Source organism: Halalkalicoccus sp. CGA53, from assembly GCF_036429475.1.
GTDB classification, from domain to species: Archaea; Halobacteriota; Halobacteria; order Halobacteriales; family Halalkalicoccaceae; genus Natronorarus; species Natronorarus salvus.
This window is the reverse complement of sequence record NZ_CP144125.1, coordinates 2,865,159-2,886,236: the sequence shown is the minus strand read 5'-3', so window position 1 is coordinate 2,886,236 and position 21,078 is coordinate 2,865,159. Positions and strand designations below refer to the sequence as shown.

Here is a 21,078-nt window from a genome sequence, read left to right as displayed (position 1 = left end):
CTCGCTTCGGCGACGGACCTCGCATACCGCGACGTGTCGACGACCGCTCGTCACCGGATCGGTAACCGTTTTCGGCTCCGGTTCCTACGCCAACCATGGAGAGCCGTTCTATCGCGGACCTCGGCCCCGACGAACGCCGCGCGTTCTTCGAGCGCGACGGGGGCGTCGAGGCGGTCCGCGGCGACGTCCGCGAGATCACAGAGCGCGTCCGGGACGAGGGCGACGTCGCGGTCCGCGAGTTCAGCCGCGAGTTCGACGACGTCGAGGTCGGCAGCCTCGATATCACGGTCGAGGCCGAACGCGCCTACGAGGCGATCGACGACGAGGTACGAGCGGCGATCGAGGCGGCGATCGGGAACGTCCGCGAGTTCCACGAGGCACAGCTCCGCGAGGACTGGCGCGAGGCGTTCGGTCGGGGCCGCGAACTCGGACGACGGTTCCGACCGCTCGAACGGATCGGCGCGTACGTCCCGGGTGGGACCGCAGCGTACCCCTCCAGTGCGATCATGACGGTCGTCCCCGCGACGGTCGCGGGCGTCGACCACGTCGCCGTAGCGACCCCGCCCGCCGAACGGATCAACCCCGTCACGCTCGCCGCGATCTCGGCCGCTGGTGCGGATGCGGTCTACAGCGTCGGCGGCGCCCAGGCGATCGCTGCGCTCGCCTACGGTACCGAGACCGTGACGGCCGTCGAGAAGGTGGTCGGGCCCGGGAACAGGTGGGTGACGGCCGCGAAAGCGGAGATTCGAGAGGACTGCGAGATCGACTTCCTCGCCGGCCCGAGCGAGGTCCTCGTGATCTGTGACGAGACGGCCGACGCCGGGTTCGTCGCGGCGGACGTCCTCGCCCAGGCCGAACACGACCCGGGGGCCTCGGTGGTAGTCGCGACGGACGACGAGTCGACGGCCGAGGCGGTCTGTGCGGCGATCGAGGCACAGACGACGGGTCGCGAGCGCGAGGGGACGATCCGGAAGGCGCTTGCTCACGAGGCGAGCGGCGTCCTCGTGGGGCGGTCGATGAGCGAGGTGATCTCGTTCGCCGACGCGTACGCCGCCGAACACCTCTCGATCCAGGCCGACAGGGACGAGGAGATCCTCGACCGGATCGACAGCGCAGGAAGCGTCTTCCTCGGGCCGCACACGCCGGTCGCCGCGGGCGACTACGCCAGCGGGACGAACCACGTCCTGCCGACGAACGGGCTCGCGCGGGTCACTGGGGGGCTCTCGGTCGACCAGTTCGTCCGTTCGACGACCGTCCAGCGCCTCTCGCGCGAGGGGCTCGACGACCTCTCCGATACGGTGGAGACGCTCGCTCGGGCGGAGGGACTGGAGGCCCACGCCGAGAGCGTCTCGATCAGGCTCCGGGAGGACAGCCTGGTGGACACCGAAGCGGACCCGAAGGAGAGCCTCCGCGAGTGATCGCGGCGCGACCGCGGGGCGTCCTCGCGACACCCGAGGGGCTAGTCGGTCAGCGTGACGACGTACCCGTCGAAGGAGAGGAGGACGTCCTGGGCGGTGTCGCCGAAGATCGCCTTTCCGGCGGGACTGCGACGGCGACCGGTGAGGAAGACGTAGTCACAACCCAATTCCTCCGCGACCTGCAGTATCGCGTCCGCCCGGTCGTCGCCGTCGTCGACGTACCGGCCGACCGTCCCGGTCTCGACGTCGAACCCCGAGAGCAGGTCCGCGGCCGCGCTTTCGGCGACGTTCCTCGCGTACTCGGCCGGCTTCGGCTCGTAGGCCGCCTTCTCGACGTCCCCGATCGTCTCCAGCACCGCGGCGTCCTCCTCGAACTCCTCCCTGGTGACGACCGTGAGCACCAACAGCGGGACGCCCGCGGCTTCCGCGAGCGCTCCGGCCTCGCGGATCAGCTCCGGCGAACGGTCGCTCGAATCGGTGGCGACGAGTGGGTGGTCCATGGGCCACTCGTTGCGCAAACGGCTACAAGTACTTTCTCACGGGCTTCCCGGTTGTGCCGAACCCGTGGAGCGCCGGGCCCCGTCCGCGCGACGGATCGGCGTTAGTGTTAACCCGTCGGGCGAGCAACGGTCTCCCATGAGCACAGAGAGCGTCTTGGGAACCGAGACACGGATCGAGGTGACACCGATCGCGGCGGAACAGGCACTGGGCCTGCTGGAGGACGAGGGACTCGATACCGGTGAGGCCGGTCTCAGGCTGTTCGTCCAGCAGGGCGGCTGTGCGGGGCTCTCCTACGGGATGCGTTTCGACGTCGAACCGGAAGACGACGACACGGTCTTCGAACACCACGACCTCCGTGTGTTCGTCGACCCCGCGAGCATGCGCTACATCGGCGGGAGCGTCCTCGACTTCGAGGGCGGGCTCCAGGGCGCGGGCTTCCACGTCGAGAACCCGAACGTCGTCAGCGAGTGCGGCTGCGGCGAGTCGTTCCGGACCTGACCGGTTTCGGCGCTCTCGTGTCGACCGGAACGCGCTTTTCGTAATACCCCATACGGATCGGTGTATCCCTTGAGACGGGACTCCGGCCGGGTGATGCCGACGTCGCGTCCCCTTCGCGCCGTCCTCGTCCCCGACGCCGAATGGTCGTCCGATCCGACACCGGCGCCGAGAGAACCGGTAGCATTCCTGCTTCGTTCTTGTGCGCGACCGGATCCGAGCGGTAGTCCGCTCCCGACCCGCCGGCTCGCGACCCGTCGGTCCGACGGTTCGTGAGGTGGCCTGCCCTCCCCCGTCCGGTCGGCGGGCGCGCCCACCGACCGGGGCCGTCTCGGTCCCGATCCGCGAGTGCTCCCGCTCGCCCTACCGTCCCCGTCTCCCCTTCGTCTGTCTGTAGTCCCGACCCAGGAGGACAGAGAACGCCTCGAGGAACGTCTCGGTCTCCGCCTCGCTCGCCTCCGCGGGATGGATCATCGGGACGAGTTCGAAGCCCCGTCCACGAATCTCGGTGGCGTGGTCGGTCGCGAGGTCGATCTCGCTGGCCGGCGTCGTCGTGTACTCCTCCGCGAGTTCGACGAGCGCCCGATCGCCGACTGGCACCAGGATCTCGGGGTTGATCATCCGGATCTCGGCGTTCAGAAACGGCTCGCAGGTGTAGATCTCCTCGTCGGTGGGTCGACGCTCGGGATCGCGACAGCGCGTGAGGTTCGTGAGGTAGACGTTCTCCAGGTCGGGTTCCTCGCCGGGCTCTTGGTGGGCGAACCCGAGCGCGCGCAGCACCTCCTGGAACGCCTCGTCACCGTCCCCGCCATAGAACGGGATACCGGATTCGTCCGCACCGCTTGAGGGACGCTCGCCGACGAAGAGGAACTCCGCGCTCGCGTCGCCGTAGCCGTGGACCACCTGGGTGCGAGGCTCGACGAGACCGGGACAGTTCGTACAGGACTCGTCCATTCCGTAGGGGTTTCGCTGCTCTTCCTGAGCGGGATCCATGGGCCGAGTGGGGGTCGCACGTCCAAAACCTCGGGGGTCTCGTACGGACTGCCGTCCGTCCGTACCGGCCAGACCGGTTCCCGGCTCTCGGCCTGCGCGGTACACAGGTCCAGCAGTCCGCATCAGTCGGCCGGTATCGCTCGCCCGTTCTGTGTGGGTGTCACGCGGCGTTCGAGCGCGAGCAGGCCGACGACGAGGCCCGCACAGAGGACGATCAGCGCGGGCCAGAGCAGTGTGTCGACCCCGTAATCGAAGAAGAGCCCGCCGAGGACGGGGCCGATCCCGAAGCCGATCCGTTTCGCGACCTCCAGTACCGAGAGCTGTGACCCCCTGGTCTCCACGGTGCCGACGTCGCTCGCGAGCGCGGTGACGATCGGCGCGTGGAGCAGTTCGCCGACCGTTCGGAGCACGAGAAACGCGCCGAGCAGTGCCACGCCGAGCTGCCAACTGGTCAGATAGGAGAGCGCGATAGCCAGGAAGCTCGCCGCCCAGAAGCCCGCCGAGATCACGAGCCCGCGGGTGCGTCGCCACCGGGTGGCGTAGGTGACGACCGGGATCTGGAAGAGGACGACGACGAGCGGGTTCAATACATACAGGGTTCCGAGCTGCTCGCTCGAGAGTCCGAACGTCGCCTCGGCGTGGACCGGGACGGTAGACTGCATCTGTGCGTAGGCGATCGCGAAGCCGACGTTGAGCAGCGCGAGACCGACGATCGTCGGGTGCGAGACCGCGCGGCGCCACTCCACCAGTGTCCCCCGGAGGCCGACCGTCGCCTCCGAGTCCCCGTCCCTCGCGGGCGAGGGCGCGAGCGCGACGAGCAGCCAGAGCGCGACGACCGCGCTCGTCGCGCCGTTGGCGACGAAGACGAGCGTCTCGGCGATCCCGTAGAGGAAGCCGCCGACGACGAAGCCGGAGCCGAAGCCGGCGTTGCTCGCGACCTTCAGCAGGCCGTAGGACCGGTCGCGGGCGTCGCTCTCGGTCACGTCGGCGACCATCGCCTGGCTCGCCGGGGCTAGGAGCCCCATCACCAGCCCCGCGACGCTCGCGACGAGGACGAACTCCGGTGCAGAGGAGACGAGCGCGTACGAGGCGAGCGCAGGTGCAGAAAGCGCCATGCTCGCGACCATCACCGGCTTCCGGCCGTACCGATCCGAGAGCATCCCTCCGAGGACGGTGCCCACCGCGAGCGCGACGTTGTTCGCGAGGAGACCGATCCCGACGAGGGTGAACGGGATGCCCACCTCGCCGTAGAAGTAGAGTACGGCAAAGGGGTAGACCATACCCGAACCGAGGACGTTGACGAACCGCGCGACTGCGACGACGTACACCGTCCGTGAGAAGCCCCGCAGACTCGCCAGCGGCTCCATCTACCGCTCGCGCTCGAGCGTGCCGCGCTCTCTGATCCGGAGGATGTTTCTGACGTTCAGGTAGATCTCCTCGGGCGTCGTCTCCTCCGTCCCGTCGTAGAGGTCGCTCACCCGGTAGAGGATCGCGGCCACCTGCTTCGACTCTCCGCTCTCGCCTCGGATCTCGTCGGCGGTCTCTCGGAGGAGGCGCACTCGCTCCGGGTCGGGCTCGAACTCCCTCGAACGCTCCTCGTCGCTCATTCCTCTCGGGCCCGCTGGCGGTGGTCGGCCCGCCGGGTGTAGCCGACGTTGTTCGCGACGTTCTCGACGATCTCTCTGACTGCCTCGCCGGTCTCGCTCCCCTCGTCGAGGACGATCGGCTCGCGGTCGGGCCCGCCGGTTCTGACCGCCGGGTCGAGCGGAATCCCTCCCAGGTACGGCATCTCTACCTCCTCGGCGAACGCCTCGCCACCGCCGCTCTCGAAGACGTCGTGGGTCGACCCGCAGTCGGGGCAGGTAAAGCCGCTCATGTTCTCGACGATACCCAGCACCACGGTGTCGTGGCGGCCGAACATCCGCAGTCCCTTGCGTGCGTCGTCGAGCGCGACGTCCTGTGGCGTCGTGACGATCACCGCACCCGTCACGGGCACGTTCTGGAGGAGCGTGAGCTGTGCGTCGCCGGTTCCCGGTGGAAGATCGACGATCAGGTAGTCGAGGTGACCCCACTCCACGTCGTCGAACAGCTGGGTGATGATCTTATCGACCATCGGCCCGCGCCAGATCACGGGGTCGTCCTCGCCGACGAGAAAGCCCATGCTCATCAGCTTCACGCCGAAGCGCTCGGGCGGGACGAGTTTCTCCTCCTCGGTCGCCCTCGGCCCCTCGTCGGCGTCGAGCATCCGGGGGACGTTCGGGCCGTAGATGTCGGCGTCGAAGAGGCCGACGCGCGCGCCGAGCCGCGAGAGCCCCGCCGCGAGGTTGACCGAGACCGTGGACTTCCCGACGCCACCCTTCCCCGACGAGACCGCGATGACGTTCTTCACGTCCGGGAGGATCGGGTTCTCGGGGGCGTCGACGTGCGCGGAGAGGTCGATCTCGTAGTCGAGATCGGTCAACGCCTCGCGCACCTCGCCCGCGATGGCGGTCTCACGGGGGGAGTACGGCGCGCCAAGCGCGAGCGAGACGCTCACTGTCCCTTCGTCGATCGTTACCTCGTTGACCAGCCCGAGCGAGACGATGTCGTCACCGAAGTCGGGGTCCTCGACGGCGCGGAGCCGGTCGAGGACGGCCTCTTCGTCCATGGGGGCGGTACTCGCGAGCGGCGAATAAGGGTTCGGAGAGCGCGCGCCCGAACGAATAAGTCCGTTGGGCGCTAGCACTTAACGCAGACGGCGGCGTCGATCCGGTCCGGTCGCCCCGCCGAGAGGTGGTATCAGATGGAGGACAGAGACGAATCCGAAACGGCTGCCAGCCGGTGGGAGGGGGTGAGAGAGGAGCGCCCGGCGTCGGACGCCGCGGCGCTCGCCGACGATCTCGGGCGCGTACACCTGGAGACGATCGACGACCGACGGCTGCGCGCGCGGGTCGAGTCCATCGTCGACCACGACGAGTCGACGGTACGGATCTGGTACGAACTCCCGCACGGGGTTCGTGTCTCGGAGGACTTCGAGAAGCCGATCCCGTGGAGCAACCGGTTCGCGTTCGCGCGCCTCGTCGCCGACCTCGGCTACAGCGCGTCGAGCGTCGACTGCCTCGAGGGCGAGAGCGTCACCCTCGAACGGACGATCGACGACCGCTGGCGGGCCGAGATCCCGCCGAGACACCGACCCGACCCCCACGAGGTGGCCCACGCGATGGGCGAGACCAGCGCGCTCACGATCGTCGGCCTCGGGACGACGCTGCTCTATCTCGTCCTCCTGTTCGTCGTCGCGCTCGGGAACGCGAGCCTCACCGCCGCCATCGGCACCGTCCTCCTGCTCTGCGTCGCGATGGTGCTGCTCGTCCGGGTCCGGTGACGTAACCACGAACAGTTTCGCCCTTCGCGCCTCCGACCGCTCGTTTATGGTCGTCCGTTCGAGAGTGAGTAGCAGAATGGTGCTCTCGGATTCGTTCGGACGGGAGGTGACCGGGCTCAGGGTCTCGCTCACCGACCGGTGTAACTTCGACTGTGTCTACTGTCACAACGAGGGGCTTGGCGACACCCGCGGGCCGATGGACCCGCAGGACGACGAGATGACGACCGACCAGGTCGTCCGCGTCGTTGAGACCGCAGCGGAGTTCGGGGTAAAGAAGGTGAAGTACACCGGGGGCGAGCCGATGCTCCGGGGGGACTTAGAGGAGATCGTCGAGCGAACCCCGGACTCGATGGAGGTGTCGATGACGACCAACGGCACGTTCCTCCCCGGTCGGGCCGCGAACCTCGTCGAGGCGGGATTAGAGCGGGTGAACGTCTCCGCGGACGCGCTCGACCCGGAGGCATTCGCCGAAATCACCAAGAGCGGGGCGTACGACAGGGTGATCGAGGGCGTCCACGCCGCGGTCGACGCGGGTCTCGACCCGGTGAAACTGAACATGGTCGTCTTCGAGCCGACCGCCGGCTACATCCCGGAGATGGTCGACTACGTCGCAGAGGAGGACGGACTCCAGCTCCAGCTGATCCAGTACATGCCGGAGCTGACGGGGAGACAGGAGTGGTCGATCGACATCGACCGCGTTCACGGCTGGCTCGCCGAGCAGGCCGACGAGATCGAGCACAGGGAGATGCACCACCGAACTCGGTACTGGATCGGCGAGGGGATGGTCGAGATCGTCGACCCCGTCGAGAACCCGAACTTCTGTGCGAACTGTCACCGGGTGCGGGTCACTCACGACGGCCAGTTCAAGGGCTGTCTGAACCGAAACGACGACCTCAAACCGATGGGCGAGATGAGCCGCGAGGAGATCCGCGAGGCGTTTCGCGACACGGTCTCCGAGCGCGTCCCCTTCTACGGCGAGTACATGGTTCGCGACGGCGACGGCGGCTGGGAGATCAACGACAGGTACGTCGACGCGACCACGGCGCAGTAGTCGGGAAGGGTCTCCGCAGGTCACGACGCCGCTCGCCGCGTGAGTCGCCCTCCGAATGGCCGCTCGTCGGGTTCCCGGCGGAGTGACGGACGCCGAACCTCGACGCTGGAGTTCTGGCGGTTCCCGTAGTGAGCCCGGCCGCCGTTCCCGTTTCGGAGCGAACGCACCGGGGATCGAGCTATCTACGCACTCCGCCGTCCGATCACCCACTCCCACCCTCACCCGTTCGTAACCACCGCTCGTTACCGCACCCTTCGCGTGCGCTTATGCGTCTCACCGGGTTCGACGCTCGTGTGGGACGAACAGCCGGATCCCGTGGCGGTTCGGACGTGCACTCGGCGGTGCCTCACGATGGCGACGCCGGGACAGGTCAGGACGACGACCCCCGTCTGCAGTCACGGTACGTCCGGCGGATCGACCCAGACGACCGGGCCCCGATCACCCTCGTCGGCGTGGTCCACGACCACCCGGCGAGCGTCCATCGGGTACGCTCGATCGTCGGCCGTCTCGATCCCGACGTGCTCGCGCTCGAACTCCCCCCGCTCGCCCTGGGGCTCTATCGGCTCTACGCGGACCCCCGGTTCGGCCCCGACTTTGGCGGCGAGATGAGCGCGGCCCTCGCGGCGGGCGCACGCGCCCGTCCGGTCGGGATGGACGGCCCCAGCCGACGGTTCTACCGCCACCTCGCGGCCGCGCTCGGCCGGCGGCGCCCCGACTCGAAGACGCTCTCCTCGGTCGTCTCGGAGACGCTCTCGGCGTCGGCGCACGCCGTCGCCTGTGCGGCCGCCCGCCCCCTCTGCGAGCGCACGCCGCTCGCGATCCGTATCGGCAGCCCCCGCCGGTACGACTGCTCCCCCGCTGACACCCCCTCCAGACAGGCACACGACGAAGAGCGGCAGGTACGCGCCGCCACCGCGCTCGCCGCCTCGATCGACGCCCCCGCCAGAGACACCAGGGACGCCGCCCGCGACGCCTGTATGGCCGACGCCATCCTCGATACGAACCCCGACGAGAGCGTCGTCGCCGTCGTCGGCGTCTCCCACCTCGACCCGCTTTCGGCCCGCCTACGCGCCGCCTAACTGCGTTGTGACCCTCCGTCCCGTTTTCCGCCCCGCCTCGAACGCCTCGTCGACACGACCCCTCCCCACCAGCCAGTCGCCGGCGAGGAAGAGCCCCGCCCCCGCCGCCTCGTCCACCACCCGGTCCTCGACTGCCCCCTCGGGTATCGCGTACCGCCAGCCCTGGTGGTCGGTCCAGTCTGGCGAGGCGAGACGTTCGTCGCCGAGCAACGCCGAGACGAGCCTCGCGGCCTCGGTACAGATCCCCTCTCGCGGGTCGTCGTAGTGCGCCTCGGACCACTCGCCGCCCATCTGACAGACGAGCAGGCTCTCGCCCTCGGGGACGTGACCTGGTTTGCACTCCTCGCGCGAGAGCCAGCCGACCTCGTGTGCTTTGTCCGTGTTGACGAGCGCGTAGTAGGGCACGTCGAGGGTGAACGGGTAGTGCAACACCGCGGTGACGACCGTCCGGAAGGGGACGGCCGAAACGGCGTCGTAGAGGCGCTCGCGGAGCGGGTCGTCCCAGTCGGCGTCCGCGAGCAACGCCGCGGTCTGTGGGGCCGGCGGCGTGAGGACGAGCGCGTCGAACGGCCCCCACTCGCCCCCCTGGGTGTCCGCCACCGTCCACGTCCCGTGGTCGTGCGCGAGCGACTCCGCGCGTGTCTCGATCCGGAGGTCGGCGTCACAGTCCCCGAACAGTCGCTTCGCGAACCCCGTGATCCCCCGCTCGTAGCTGAGTTTCTTTCCCGCGTCTCCGTGGCCCGGCTCGATCTCGCCCTCACGGTCGAAGACCCAGACCGACCCCTCGATGTCGATCAGTCCCTCGGTACCGAGTGCCTCGATCGTGTCGAGGAGTTCGTCGTCCGGATCGAGGTCGATGTAGTTCGCCCCGTGGTCGTACCGGCAGTCGTCCTTCCTGCGGGTCGCGGCACGGCCGCTCACCCCGCGTGACTTCTCTAGAATCGTGACCTCGGCCTCGCCGTCGAGTTCGCGGGCGCAGGCGAGCCCGGCGACGCCCGCCCCGACGATACCGACTCGTTCTCCCATACACGCACCTGGGGGGGCGGGCGGCTAAACCGTACGGGGGATCGGTGTGCTTAAGTACGCGACCCGGGTACGTGGAGGTGCATACTGCAGGGGACCGTCCCCGAGTCCGCAAGGGCGCGAGTACTGATCGCGTGTCGTGGTAGCCAAGCCTGGCCCAAGGCGCAGGGTTGCTAACTCTGTGGCGTACAGCCTCCGGGGTTCGAATCCCCGCCACGACGTCAGCAATCGGCTCAGAGAGACAATGAGCGAGGAAGAACACACACCAGACGACGCGGAGGACGGAGAGGACCTCCGCTACTTCATCCGGATCGGACGGATCGACCTCGACGGGACCAAATCCGTCGAGCGTTCGCTCTCCGGGATGAACGGTATCGGCCGTCGAGCGGCGCGTATCATCGCCGACAAGGCGGACGTCGACCCGAAGGCGACGTTCGGCGCGCTGCCCGACGAGGAGATCGACCGTGTGGTCGAGCACGTCGAGGGGTTCGCCGACGAGAACCCCGCGTGGCTCACGAACCACAGAAACCGCTTTTACACCGGCGAAGCGACCCACGAGATCGGGAACGACCTCGAACTCACCCGCCAGCAGGACGTCAACCGCCTGCAGATGATCCGATCCTACCGGGGGATCCGCCACCAGCGCGGCCAGAAGGTTCGCGGACAGCGGACCCGGTCGACGGGTCGATCGGAGGGAACCGTCGGCGTGAACGTCGAGGCGATCCGAGAGGAGCGCGAAGAGGAAGCGGCGGAAGGTGACGAGTAATGGCGCTGGGACAGAACACGAAGTTCTACGAGACGCCGAACCACCCGTTCCAGGGCGAGCGGATCGCCGCCGAACACTCGCTGGTCGGCCGCTACGGCCTGAAGAACAAGGAGGAGCTCTGGCGTGCGCAGTCCGAACTGCGCTCGATGCGCCGCGAGGCCCGACGGCTGATCGGCGAGGCCCAGGGCGACCTCGACGAGGCGACCGAAGCGGGTGAGCCGTTTCTCGCCCGACTCCGACGGCTCGGGATCCTCGCCGAGAGCGAGGGCCTCGACGACGTCCTCGCGCTTGAGGTGACCGATATCCTCGAACGGCGGCTCCAGACGGTCGCCTACCGGAAGGGGCTGGCGAGCACGCCGAAACAGGCGCGGCAGTTCATCGTCCACGGCCACGTCACGGTCGACGGACGGCGCGTCCGCGTCCCGTCGTACACCGTGCCGACTGCCGAGCAGGACCTGGTCTCCTTCGACGAGACGAGTCCGCTCGCGGACGACCTACACCCCGAGCGGGCGGAGGGTCAGTCGTGAGCGCCGACGACGACGTCTGGGGCGTCGCGCACATCCACGCCTCGTTCAACAACACGATCATCACCGTCACGGACCAGACCGGGGCGGAGACGATCGCGAAGTCGAGCGGGGGCTCGGTCGTGAAACAGAACCGCGACGAGGCGTCGCCGTACGCGGCGATGCAGATGGCCGAGCGCGTCGCCGAGGAGGTGAAGGCGGCAGGGATCGAGAAGGTCCACGTCCGCGTTCGCGGGCCGGGGGGAAACCAGCAGCGAAACCCCGGACCGGGCGCGCAGGCCGCGATCCGGGCGCTCGCCCGCGCCGGCCTCGAGATCGGCCGGATCGAGGACGTCACGCCGGTACCGCACGACGGCTGCCGCGCACCGAAGAGCGCCGGGTTCTAGCATGACCGAACTCGACGTCGAGGTGGTAGAAGACGGCGACCGCTCGATGCGGTTTCTCGTGCGCGGGATCACCCCCGCGTACGCCAACGGGATCCGCCGGGCGATGGTCGCTGACGTGCCGACGTTCGCGATCGACACCGTCCGGGTCATCGAGAACTCGTCGGTGATGTTCAACGAGCAGATCTCGCTCCGACTGGGGCTGATCCCGCTCACGACGCCGGTCGGCGAGTTCGAGGAGGGCGACACCGTCACCCTCGCGCTCGACGTGTCGGGGCCGGGTACCGCCTACTCGGGCGACCTGGTCAGCGCCGACGGGATGGTCGAGCCCGCGGAGCAGAACGTCCCGATCATCCAGCTGAAAGACGGCCAGCGCCTCGAACTCGAGGCCGACGCCGTCCTCGGTCGCGGGAAGTCCCACGCGAAACACCAGGGCGGGGTCTCGGTCGGCTACCGACACCTCCAGCGATTGGAGGTCGTCGGCGACCTGGAGGAGTTCGCCGAGGACGAGCCGCGGATCGTCCGCGGCGTCGTAGAGGACGACGGCGAGCTGATCCCGACGAGCGAGTTCGACCACGACCTCCGCAACCGATACCCCGGCAAGGAGGTCTCGGTCGAGGACGTGACCGACGCGTTCGTCTTCCACGTCGAGACAGACGGCTCGTTCGACGTCGAGACGCTCGTCGACAGCGCCGCGTCGTCGATCGGGGACAGGGCGGCCGAACTCCACGACGCGATCCAACTGTAACAGATGAGACCTTCGAATCACACCGCGTCCGCCGGCAGGGGCCACCGACAGCGGAGCGCCGCGCGGACCGAAACTGGTTTGAAGGGGCGAGCAGTAGCACAGCGCGCAGATCACCCACCGTGCAGGGATAGCCAAGTCTGGCCAACGGCGCGGCGTTCAGGGCGCCGTCTCGTAGGAGTCCGCAGGTTCAAATCCTGCTCCCTGCACTCCATTCTCACAATCACGGAGGAACAATGAGCACGACGAACCCGAGGCTGCAGAGTCTCATCGCCGAACTGAAGTCGGCCGCCCGCGAGTCGGGTGCCGACGTCTGGAGCGACATCGCAGCCCGCTTAGAGAAACCACGCCGGAACCACGCCGAGGTCAACCTCGGGCGTATCGAACGGTACGCCAACGGGGCCGAGACCGTCGTCGTTCCCGGGAAGGTGCTCGGAAGCGGTGTACTACAGACCGACGTCACCGTCGCCGCCGTCGACTTCTCTCGGAGCGCCGAGACGAAGATCGAGCAGGCGAACGGCCAGGTGAAGCGGCTGGAACAGGCCATCGAGGAGAACCCCGACGGATCGAACATCAGGGTGATCACATGAGCGAGCGAAGCGAGCGAGTGGGAGTACGCCGGAACGACGTTCCGGAGGTGTTCACATGAGCAGCGTCTCCGGCACCGAGTTCGAGGTCGACCGCGTGATCGACGCGCGCGACTGCATCGTCGGCCGCGTGGCGAGCTACGTCGCACAGGCCGCCCTCGACGGCGAGCGGATCGCCGTCGTGAACGCCGAGCACGCGGTGATCACCGGCGCCCGCGACGACGTCCTCTCGGTCTACCAGAAGCGCGCGGAGATCGGCTCCGACCAGGGGCCGGCCTACCCGAAGCGGCCCGACGGCATCCTGAAGCGGGCGGTCCGCGGGATGCTGCCGTACAAGAAGAAACACGGCCGCGAGGCGCTCGAGAACGTCCGCGTCTACGTCGGCAACCCGTACGACGAGGACGGAGAGCTCCTGGAGGACACGTCGCTGGATCGGCTCTCGAACATCAAGTTCGTCTCGCTCGGCGAGGTCTCCGAGCAGGTGGGTGCTAACGTCACATGGTAACCAACACGAGCGGCAAGAAGAAGACAGCCGTCGCGCGCGCGACCGCCAGGGACGGCTCCGGTCGGGTACGGGTGAACTCCGTGCCGATCGAACTGGTCGAACCGGAGATCGCCCGGCTGAAGATGCTCGAACCGTTCCGCATCGTCGACGGCGTCCGCGACGCGGTCGACCTCGACGTCCAGGTCGAGGGCGGCGGCTTCTCCGGACAGGCCGACGCGGTCCGGACGGCGATCGCACGCGCACTCGTCCAGCACACGAACGACGCCGAGCTCCGCGACGCGTACATGGAGTTCGACCGGTCGCTGCTGGTCAACGACATCCGACAGACCGAGCCGAAGAAGTGGGGCGGCCCCGGCGCGAGAGCACGCTACCAGAAGTCCTACCGGTGATCTCGCCATGATGGTACCTGTCCGGTGTTTCACGTGCGGGAAGGTCGTCGGCGAGCACTGGGAGGCGTTCTCCGCCAGGCGGAAGGAGGGCGAGGACCCCGCCGAGGTGCTCGACGACCTCGGCGTGAACCGACACTGCTGTCGGCGGATGCTCGTCTCGCACACCGACCTCGTCGACGTGGTCTCCCCCTACCAATGACTCAGCGCCAGCGGTTCAACCGGTACGAGAAGGCACGCATCCTCGGCGCACGAGCGCTGCAGGTCTCCTACGGCGCACCGGTGCTGATCGAGACCGACGAACGGGAGCCGATCCTAATCGCCGCCGAGGAGTACGACGCCGGTGTGCTCCCGTTCACGGTGAAACGGGGTGGCTCCGCGTGACGCTGATCGAGTCCGTGCGGCTCAGGGAGATCCTCGACTCGCGGGGCAATCCTACCGTGGAGGCGGACGTGCTCACCGAGAGCGGCGGGTTCGGTCGCGCGGCCGCACCCTCCGGCGCTTCCACGGGGGAGTTCGAGGCGATCGAACTCGACGCGCGCGAGGCGATCGCGAGGGCGAGAGAAGTGGCCGTGCCCAGACTCGTCGGCGAAGTCTACGCGGGCGACCAGCGCTTGGTCGACGACGCGCTCGCCGCCGCCGACGGCACCGAGAACTACTCGGGCGTCGGCGCGAACAGCGCCGTCGCGATCAGCATGGCCGCGGCGAAAGCCGGTGCCGACGCGCTCGGCGCGCCGCTGTACCAGCACCTCGGTGGTGCGTTCCGCGGTCGGAACTTTCCCGTACCGCTCGGAAACGTGATCGGTGGGGGCGAACACGCCGCCGACGCGACCGACATCCAGGAGTTCCTCTCGGTCCCGATCGGCGCGCCGGGCGTCTCGGACGCGGTGTTCGCGAACGCGCTCGTCCACGGAACCGTCGGCGACCTCTTAGAGGAGCGGGGCACGCCCGCAGGCAAGGGCGACGAGGGCGCCTGGGCGCCAGCGATCCCCGACGGCGAGGCGTTCGAGCTGGTCGAGGAAGCGACCCAGGAGATCGCCGAGGAGGTCGGTTTCGAGATCGGCTTCGGCCTCGACGTCGCCGCCTCGGAGTTCTACGACGGGGAGCGAGAGGTCTACGAGTACAGCGATACGACGAGGGACACCGAGGAACAGGTTTCCTACCTCGCGGAGCTGACCGACGAGTACGGCCTGCTCTACGTCGAGGACCCGTTAGAGGAGAACGACTTCGATGGCTTTTCGGACCTCACCGACCGGGTCGGCGACCGCACCCTCGTCTGCGGCGACGACCTGTTCGTCACGAACACCGAGCGCCTCGTCCGCGGGATCGAGATCGGTGCCGGAAACAGCGTCCTGATCAAGCCGAACCAGATCGGGACGCTCTCGGAGACGTTCGACGCGATCGAACTCGCGGTCGAGAACGGCTACGAGACGGTGATCTCACACCGCTCGGGCGAGACCGAGGACACGACGATAGCCCACCTCGCCGTGGCGACCGGCGCCGGGTACATCAAAACCGGCGCGGTCGGCGGCGAGCGAACCGCGAAACTGAACGAACTGATCCGCATCGCGGACGACGCACTATGAGCGACAATCAAGAAGGACTCGACGCGGCCGCAGAGGAGATCGACGAGGAGCCCGAGCCCGAGGCGGGCGCGGACCCAGAGGTCGATCCCGACACGGACGTGCGAGACGACGACGAGGAACAGCCCGCCGAGGCCGAGGAGGCCGAGGCCGAAGAAGCCGAGGAGGCGGAGCCCGCCGGCCCGGCGTTCGACGAGGACGTCATGCCGGACGAGGAGGCCGACCTGCTGATCCCCGTCGAGGAGTACCTCGGCGCGGGCGTCCACATCGGGACCCAGCAGAAGACGAAGGACATGGAGCGGTTCATCCACCGCGTCCGAACCGACGGCCTCTACGTGCTCGACGTCTCCCAGACCGACGACCGGATCCAGGTGGCCGCGAACTTCCTCGCGAACTACGCGCCCGAGCAGATCCTCGTCACCTCATCGCGCCAGTACGGCCGGTTCCCGGCGGAGACGTTCGCCGACGTGATCGGCGCGCAGGCGCGCACCGGGCGGTTCATCCCGGGGACGCTGACGAACCCGGCCTACGAGGGCTACATCGAGCCGGACGTCGTCGTCGTCACCGACCCGATCGGCGACGCACAGGCGGTCACCGAGGCGATCACGGTCGGTATCCCCGTGATCGCGATGTGTGACTCGAACAACCAGACCTCGAACGTCGACCTCGTCGTCCCGACGAACAACAAGGGGCGGAAGGCGCTTTCCGTGGTGTACTGGCTGCTCGCGAACGAGACGCTCGACCGCCGCGGGACCGACACGGTCTACGCGCTCTCGGACTTCGAGACCGAGATCTGAGACGGTCGCGGTCGCCGCACCTTCCGGACGACCCGCCCGAGAGAGCCGTCGCCGAACCCGGGGGTCGTGGTCCCGTCGCGGTGTCTTCGCCAACAGTAACCGTCGGCCGCCCGTGTCCCGGGTATGCTGATCGCAAGGTTCGGGCTCCCCCCGGAAGCGCTCGCCCTCGAACACACGCTCGCAGAACACCCCAAGATGGAGGTCGACGCCGAGCGTATCGCCGCTCACAGCACCGAGTGGACGATGCCGTGTCTGTGGATCACCGCCGACGACTTCGCGGCGGTCGACCGAACGCTCGCGGAGGACCCGTCGGTCGACTCGATCGTCGACGACGACGAGTTCGGCTCGGAGAAGTACTATCACGTCGAGTGGAGCGAGCCCGTCGAGGAGCGTGTGAACGCCTACATCGACAAGGAGGGCTCGATACTGAACGCGACGGCGACCGCCGACGGCTGGCGGGTCACGTTTCGCTTCGCCACCCGCGACCAGTTCGAGGCGTTCCGGACGACGGTCGTCGAGCGGGATCACGCCTTCGAGCTGTTGGAGCTCTTCGAGCCCGGGAGCCCGCGGACGTCGATGCCGAGGGTGACGCCCGCACAGCGAACCGCGCTCGCGACCGCACGAGAGCGCGGCTACTTCAAGGTGCCGCGCGAGGTCTCAAGCCGTAAACTCGCGGCGGAGCTCGACATGAGCCACCAGTCGCTCTCGGAGCTCCTCCGCCGGGGGACGGAGAACCTCATCGACGTGTCGCTCACGACGGGGCGGAGCCCCGAGGAGCGCTGATGGCCGAGCGGGAGTCGATGTCGGTGCCCTCCAGACTACTTAACGGCGCGCCGTGGCAGGTAGATCCTTTACCCGGGAATTCCCCGTAGGCGACAGCGTGAACCCGGAGCGTTCGGCCCACTCGATTCCCCTGGAGCTACAGGTTCCGGGGTCGGATACGCTGTTCGAGTCGGCCGTCGAACGGGTGCCCTCGCTGGAGATGGAACTGGAGCAGGTGGCGCTGAGCGACGGCGTCTCGATCCGGTGTGGGGGTGCGTCGAGACGGGAGGTCGAGGACGCGCTCGAGGCGACGCGAGGCGTCGTCGGTTACGACCTCGTCTCGGAACACGAGGGGGAGTGTCTCTACTCGCTGACGTTCGAGGACGACGCGTTTCGGGTCATGCCGTCGATCGTGGAGTCGGGCGGGACGATCCTCTCCGCCTACCTCTCCGGGGGGACGTGGTCGCTCCGCCTGCGCTACGTCGAGCGCGAGGAGATCGAGCGAACGATCGAACTGCTCCGTGCGAACGACGTCGACGCGTCGATCACCACCATCCGAACGATATCGACCGACGATGTCACCGAGATCGGCCTCACGACCGAGCAGTACGAGGCGCTCTCGCTCGCGGTCGAGCGGGGCTACTTCGAGGTGCCCCGTCGGATCTCGCTGCAGGAGCTCGCCGAGGAGCTGGACGTCTCACACCAGTCGCTCTCCGAACGTCTCCGCCGGGCACAGCGGGTGCTGAGCACCGACTTCTTCGAGAGCTCCCCCTCCGGGGAGACGACCTCCTGAGGCACACAGGTCCGTGGCAGGATCGCGGCGGAGTCCGTAGCTTCAAACCCACACGCTTCGAACTCCGAGCGATGGGAAACGCCGCACTCAGGGAGCTCGCCGCGATCGAGACCGTCTCGTTCGACTCCCTCCGGGGATCGACCGTCGCGATCGACGCGCACAACTGGCTCTACCGGTATCTCACGACGACGGTGAAGTGGACCTCCTCGGAGGCGTATACGACCGACGAGGGGAGGGAGGTGGCGAACCTGATCGGGGTCGTGAAGGGCCTGCCGAAGCTCTACGAGAACGGCCTCAGCCCGGTGATGGTCTTCGACGGGGCGGTGACCGATCTCAAAGCGGCGGAGGTCGAAGAGCGCCGCGCGGCGCGCAAGGAGGCCGAGATGGAACTCGAACGCGCGAAGGAAAAGGGTGATACGATCGCCGCCTCCCGGCTCGAGTCGCGCACCCAGCGACTCACGCCCACCATCCAGGAGACGACGCGCGAACTCCTCTCACTGCTCGCGGTCCCCATCGTCGAAGCCCCAGCCGAGGGCGAGGCCCAGACCGCACATATGGCGAAGACCGGTGTCGTGGAGTACGCCGGGACCGAGGACTACGACGCGCTGCTGTTCGGGTCGCCGAGGACGCTCCGGGGGCTGACCAGCAGCGGCGATCCGGAGCTGATGGATCTGGAGAGAACGCTCTCGGGGCTCGATCTCGGTCTGGAGGCGCTGATCGACGTCGGCATCCTCTGTGGAACGGACTTCAACGAGGGGGTCTCCGGGGTCGGTCCGAAGACTGCCCTGAAGGAGATCCGCGAGCACGGCGACCTCTGGAGCGTGCTGGAGGCCCGTGGGGAGACGATCGAGAACGCCGAGGCGGTCCGTGACCTCTTTCTCGACCCGCCCGTGACCGACATCGACGTCGACTTCGACGGTTCTCCCGACGTCGGGGCCGCCCGGGAGTACGTCGCGGAGTGGGGGATCCCCGAGGAGGAGGTCTCTCGCGGTTTCGAGCGGATCGAGGAGGCGACGACGCAGACCGGCCTCGATAGCTGGACCTGAACACGTTTTTGGGAGGTGAGTGCGGAGGGAGGGTATGGATCCGAGCGAGGTCGAAGCCCTGATCGAATCGGAACTCGACGCCCAGGCGGAGGTACGCAGGGCGCGCGGCGAACACGACGACGACCACCTCACGGCGGTCGTCGTCTCGCCCGCCTTCGAAGGAGAGAGCCTCGTCGCCCAGCACCAGCTCGTCTACGAGGCCCTCGGCGAGCACATGACCAGAGACATCCACGCCCTCGAACTGAAGACGTACACCCCCGAGGAGTACGAGGGCTGAGGACACTCAGCGCCGGAGAGAGATCGGAGAGGGAAATTCATAGGGATCATCGTAGACGTCCGTAGGTCTCCGATTTCGAATCGAGCGACATCGGTGACACGTCTACCCGAGAGATCCGGTTGACTACGATGATCCCTATCAGTAGCTTTTACCCCGATCCCGGAGAGGGGAGGGGTATGACAGAGGAGTTCCGGACCGAACGCGACAGCCTGGGCGAGATGGAGGTCCCCGCCGACGCCTACTGGGGAGCACAGACACAGCGCGCGGTGGAGAACTTCCCGATCTCCGGGATCGAGTTCGACAGCCGGTTCGTCCGCGCGCTCGGCGTCGTGAAGAAGTCCGCCGCGCGGGCGAACCTCGATCTGGACCTTTTAGAGGACGAGATCGGTGAGGCGATCGTCGAGGCCGCAGACGAGGTGATCGACGGCGAACACGACGACCAGTTCCCGGTCGACGTCTTCCAGACCGGCTCGGGTACCTCCTCGAACATGAACGCGAACGAGGTGATCGCGAACCGGGCGACGGAGATTCTAGGTACTGAAATCGGCGACGGTACCGTTCACCCGAACGACCACGTCAACTTCGGGCAGTCCTCGAACGACGTGATCCCGACGGCGATGCACGTCTCGGCGCTCGTCGCGCTCGAGGAGGAGGTATTGCCGGCCCTCGAAACGCTCGAGGAGGCACTCGGAGAGAAGGAAGAGGAGTTCGCCGGGGTCGTGAAGACCGGGCGGACACACCTCCAGGACGCGACGCCGGTCACGCTCGGCCAGGAGTTCGGCGGCTACCGCACCCAGATCGAGAAGGGCCGCGCACGCGTGAAGGCCACCCGCGCGCACCTCACCGAACTCGCCCTCGGGGGGACGGCGGTCGGCACGGGGCTGAACACCCACCCCGAGTTCCCCGAGCGCGCCGCAGAGTACGTTACCGAGGAGATCGGCATCGACTGCTACGAGGCCGACAACCACTTCGAGGCACAGGCGGCCCACGACGCGATGGCCGAGGCAAGCGGGGCGCTCCGGACCGTCGCGGGCTCGCTCAACAAGATCGCGAACGACCTCCGCTTGCTCGCCTCCGGACCCCGAAACGGCCTCGGCGAGATCGAACAGCCGGAGAACCAGCCGGGCAGTTCGATCATGCCGGGGAAGATCAATCCCGTCGTGGCCGAAGCGGTCAACCAGGTCCACAAGCAGGTGCTCGGCAACGACGCGACGATCGCCGCCGGAGCCAGCAGAGGCGAACTCGACCTCAACCTCTACAAGCCGGTGCTCGCCCACGACTTCCTCGAGTCGGCGAAACTGATAGCGAACGCCTCGGAGACGTTCGCCGAGCGGTTCGTCGCGAAACTGGAGGCGAACGAGGCCTACTGCGCCGAGCAGGTCGAGGGGTCGATGGCGCTCGCGACGGCGCTCAACCCCCACATCGGTTACGAGCAGGCCGCTGATGCGGCGAAGACGGCTCTGAGAGAAGGAAAGACCGTGCGCGAGGTCGCGATCGAGAAGGGCTACGTCACCGAGGAGGAGGCGAACGAGGTGCTCGACCCGATGAAGATGACCGAACGCGGCATCCTCGGCGACGGGTAGTCCCCTCTAGCCTCTCCTAAGAATTAGTATGTGTACTGATCATCATTATATCTGAAAACCGATAGGCGGCGTCGGGATCACTCGATTCGCGATATCGAGCGTGTGAAGCTCTCACGCGGCGGTTTCGACCCATACGTTTTTCAGTGGGGCCTGCGTGTGTCGGGATATGTATACGTGTCGGACGTGCAACCGGGCCTTCTCGACGGAACTCGCACTCGAACTCCACCGGGACCAGTGCGAGACCGACCAGCTCTTCTGCAAGAAGTGTGGCAACCGCTTCGGCGAGCGGCGGGCGACCCGCGACGGCTGGCACTACCACTGCACGGCAGAGGAGTGTGACGGCGAGGGCATCGGCGAGGACCTCGTACGGGTAGAGGACATCCGCATCCGTCAGCGCTGAGAGAACGAACGCTACAGCAT

Annotated in this window: 28 protein-coding genes and 2 tRNA genes; 24 read left to right on the top strand and 6 right to left on the bottom strand. The window is 67.7% G+C overall.

The features are described from left to right. The first annotated feature begins 95 nt into the window (after positions 1–95). The gene (hisD, locus tag V2L32_RS16675; protein ID WP_331233648.1) at positions 96–1,418 is read left to right on the top strand and encodes a histidinol dehydrogenase; all 1,323 of its coding nucleotides are present in this window, start codon (positions 96–98) and stop codon (positions 1,416–1,418) included. 41 nt (positions 1,419–1,459) lie between these two features. On the opposite strand, the gene V2L32_RS16670 is transcribed toward hisD, so the two are convergent. After that, positions 1,460–1,918 carry a universal stress protein gene (locus V2L32_RS16670; RefSeq protein ID WP_331233647.1) on the bottom strand — a complete coding sequence of 153 codons (459 nt, stop codon included), beginning with the start codon at positions 1,916–1,918 and terminating at the stop codon, positions 1,460–1,462. 136 nt (positions 1,919–2,054) lie between these two features. On the opposite strand from V2L32_RS16670, the gene V2L32_RS16665 reads away from it, so the two are divergent. Beyond that, entirely contained in the window at positions 2,055–2,417 is a 363-nt protein-coding gene (locus V2L32_RS16665) for a HesB/IscA family protein (RefSeq protein ID WP_331233645.1), read from the top strand. A gap of 360 nt (positions 2,418–2,777) precedes the next feature. Here the strand turns inward: V2L32_RS16665 and V2L32_RS16660 are convergent, their stop codons facing one another. The 4 genes from V2L32_RS16660 to V2L32_RS16645 all read right to left on the bottom strand — a co-directional run bounded on the left by V2L32_RS16660 (position 2,778) and on the right by V2L32_RS16645 (position 6,054). Further along, positions 2,778–3,407 (bottom strand): uracil-DNA glycosylase, encoded by a 630-nt coding sequence (locus V2L32_RS16660; protein WP_331233644.1) that lies wholly within the window; start codon positions 3,405–3,407, stop codon positions 2,778–2,780. A gap of 122 nt (positions 3,408–3,529) precedes the next feature. Continuing rightward, entirely contained in the window at positions 3,530–4,774 is a 1,245-nt protein-coding gene (locus V2L32_RS16655; protein ID WP_331233642.1) for an MFS transporter, read from the bottom strand. Then, positions 4,775–5,014: a hypothetical protein gene (locus V2L32_RS16650; RefSeq protein WP_331233641.1), complete on the bottom strand. Its 240-nt coding sequence runs from the start codon at positions 5,012–5,014 to the stop codon at positions 4,775–4,777. Continuing rightward, entirely contained in the window at positions 5,011–6,054 is a 1,044-nt protein-coding gene (locus tag V2L32_RS16645; RefSeq protein WP_331233639.1) for an Mrp/NBP35 family ATP-binding protein, read from the bottom strand. The genes V2L32_RS16650 and V2L32_RS16645 overlap by 4 nt, the downstream gene beginning before the upstream one ends. A 135-nt stretch (positions 6,055–6,189) precedes the next feature. Between V2L32_RS16645 and V2L32_RS16640 the strand changes: the two genes are divergently transcribed. The 3 genes from V2L32_RS16640 (at position 6,190) to V2L32_RS16630 (ending at position 8,898) form a co-directional block, all read left to right on the top strand. Next, on the top strand, positions 6,190–6,768 hold the full coding sequence (locus tag V2L32_RS16640) for a hypothetical protein (protein ID WP_331233637.1): 579 nt from the start codon (positions 6,190–6,192) through the stop codon (positions 6,766–6,768). Between the two features lie 79 nt (positions 6,769–6,847). After that, a complete protein-coding gene (gene moaA, locus V2L32_RS16635; RefSeq protein ID WP_331236626.1) occupies positions 6,848–7,819 on the top strand; it encodes a GTP 3',8-cyclase MoaA in 972 nt (323 codons plus the stop codon). 293 nt (positions 7,820–8,112) lie between these two features. After that, the gene (locus V2L32_RS16630) at positions 8,113–8,898 is read left to right on the top strand and encodes a hypothetical protein (protein WP_331233636.1); all 786 of its coding nucleotides are present in this window, start codon (positions 8,113–8,115) and stop codon (positions 8,896–8,898) included. Here V2L32_RS16630 and V2L32_RS16625 read toward each other — a convergent pair. After that, entirely contained in the window at positions 8,884–9,924 is a 1,041-nt protein-coding gene (locus V2L32_RS16625; RefSeq protein WP_331233635.1) for an NAD(P)/FAD-dependent oxidoreductase, read from the bottom strand. The genes V2L32_RS16630 and V2L32_RS16625 overlap by 15 nt on opposite strands. 133 nt (positions 9,925–10,057) lie before the next feature. On the opposite strand from V2L32_RS16625, the gene V2L32_RS16620 reads away from it, so the two are divergent. The 19 genes from V2L32_RS16620 (at position 10,058) to V2L32_RS16530 (ending at position 21,058) form a co-directional block, all read left to right on the top strand. Then, positions 10,058–10,142: transfer RNA gene (locus tag V2L32_RS16620), tRNA-Ser, on the top strand. Between the two features lie 23 nt (positions 10,143–10,165). Further along, the gene (locus tag V2L32_RS16615; RefSeq protein WP_331233634.1) at positions 10,166–10,687 is read left to right on the top strand and encodes a 30S ribosomal protein S13; all 522 of its coding nucleotides are present in this window, start codon (positions 10,166–10,168) and stop codon (positions 10,685–10,687) included. Next, the gene (locus tag V2L32_RS16610; RefSeq protein ID WP_331233633.1) at positions 10,687–11,214 is read left to right on the top strand and encodes a 30S ribosomal protein S4; all 528 of its coding nucleotides are present in this window, start codon (positions 10,687–10,689) and stop codon (positions 11,212–11,214) included. Before V2L32_RS16615 ends, V2L32_RS16610 begins: the two co-directional genes overlap by 1 nt. Beyond that, on the top strand, positions 11,211–11,597 hold the full coding sequence (locus V2L32_RS16605; RefSeq protein WP_331233631.1) for a 30S ribosomal protein S11: 387 nt from the start codon (positions 11,211–11,213) through the stop codon (positions 11,595–11,597). Before V2L32_RS16610 ends, V2L32_RS16605 begins: the two co-directional genes overlap by 4 nt. Before the next feature lies 1 nt (position 11,598). Then, positions 11,599–12,342 carry a DNA-directed RNA polymerase subunit D gene (locus V2L32_RS16600; protein WP_331233630.1) on the top strand — a complete coding sequence of 248 codons (744 nt, stop codon included), beginning with the start codon at positions 11,599–11,601 and terminating at the stop codon, positions 12,340–12,342. A 121-nt stretch (positions 12,343–12,463) separates the two neighbouring features. Further along, positions 12,464–12,548, top strand: a tRNA-Leu gene (locus tag V2L32_RS16595). Between the two features lie 27 nt (positions 12,549–12,575). Next, positions 12,576–12,929, top strand: coding sequence for a 50S ribosomal protein L18e (locus V2L32_RS16590; RefSeq protein WP_331233629.1), 354 nt, complete (start codon positions 12,576–12,578; stop codon positions 12,927–12,929). 55 nt (positions 12,930–12,984) lie between these two features. Further along, positions 12,985–13,431 (top strand): 50S ribosomal protein L13, encoded by a 447-nt coding sequence (locus V2L32_RS16585; RefSeq protein WP_331233628.1) that lies wholly within the window; start codon positions 12,985–12,987, stop codon positions 13,429–13,431. After that, positions 13,425–13,820, top strand: a complete 396-nt coding sequence (locus tag V2L32_RS16580; protein ID WP_331233627.1) for a 30S ribosomal protein S9 — start codon at positions 13,425–13,427, stop codon at positions 13,818–13,820. Before V2L32_RS16585 ends, V2L32_RS16580 begins: the two co-directional genes overlap by 7 nt. 7 nt (positions 13,821–13,827) lie before the next feature. After that, entirely contained in the window at positions 13,828–14,019 is a 192-nt protein-coding gene (locus V2L32_RS16575) for a DNA-directed RNA polymerase subunit N (RefSeq protein WP_331233626.1), read from the top strand. Continuing rightward, positions 14,016–14,201 (top strand): DNA-directed RNA polymerase subunit K, encoded by a 186-nt coding sequence (locus V2L32_RS16570; RefSeq protein ID WP_331233625.1) that lies wholly within the window; start codon positions 14,016–14,018, stop codon positions 14,199–14,201. The genes V2L32_RS16575 and V2L32_RS16570 overlap by 4 nt, the downstream gene beginning before the upstream one ends. Beyond that, positions 14,198–15,403 (top strand): phosphopyruvate hydratase, encoded by a 1,206-nt coding sequence (gene eno / locus V2L32_RS16565; protein WP_331233623.1) that lies wholly within the window; start codon positions 14,198–14,200, stop codon positions 15,401–15,403. The genes V2L32_RS16570 and eno overlap by 4 nt, the downstream gene beginning before the upstream one ends. Next, the gene (gene rpsB, locus V2L32_RS16560) at positions 15,400–16,197 is read left to right on the top strand and encodes a 30S ribosomal protein S2 (protein ID WP_331233622.1); all 798 of its coding nucleotides are present in this window, start codon (positions 15,400–15,402) and stop codon (positions 16,195–16,197) included. Before eno ends, rpsB begins: the two co-directional genes overlap by 4 nt. 123 nt (positions 16,198–16,320) lie before the next feature. Further along, on the top strand, positions 16,321–16,980 hold the full coding sequence (locus V2L32_RS16555; protein WP_331233620.1) for a helix-turn-helix domain-containing protein: 660 nt from the start codon (positions 16,321–16,323) through the stop codon (positions 16,978–16,980). A gap of 97 nt (positions 16,981–17,077) precedes the next feature. Then, positions 17,078–17,752, top strand: a complete 675-nt coding sequence (locus V2L32_RS16550; protein ID WP_331233619.1) for a helix-turn-helix domain-containing protein — start codon at positions 17,078–17,080, stop codon at positions 17,750–17,752. A 71-nt stretch (positions 17,753–17,823) separates the two neighbouring features. Beyond that, positions 17,824–18,798: a flap endonuclease-1 gene (gene fen, locus V2L32_RS16545; RefSeq protein ID WP_331233618.1), complete on the top strand. Its 975-nt coding sequence runs from the start codon at positions 17,824–17,826 to the stop codon at positions 18,796–18,798. 34 nt (positions 18,799–18,832) lie between these two features. After that, complete coding sequence (locus tag V2L32_RS16540; RefSeq protein ID WP_331233617.1) at positions 18,833–19,075, top strand: BolA family protein; 243 nt, start codon at positions 18,833–18,835, stop codon at positions 19,073–19,075. A 176-nt stretch (positions 19,076–19,251) separates the two neighbouring features. Beyond that, the gene (locus V2L32_RS16535) at positions 19,252–20,658 is read left to right on the top strand and encodes a class II fumarate hydratase (RefSeq protein ID WP_331233616.1); all 1,407 of its coding nucleotides are present in this window, start codon (positions 19,252–19,254) and stop codon (positions 20,656–20,658) included. Positions 20,659–20,824: 166 nt separating this feature from the next. Continuing rightward, a complete protein-coding gene (locus V2L32_RS16530; protein WP_331233615.1) occupies positions 20,825–21,058 on the top strand; it encodes a transcriptional regulator in 234 nt (77 codons plus the stop codon). Positions 21,059–21,078 lie beyond the last annotated feature (20 nt).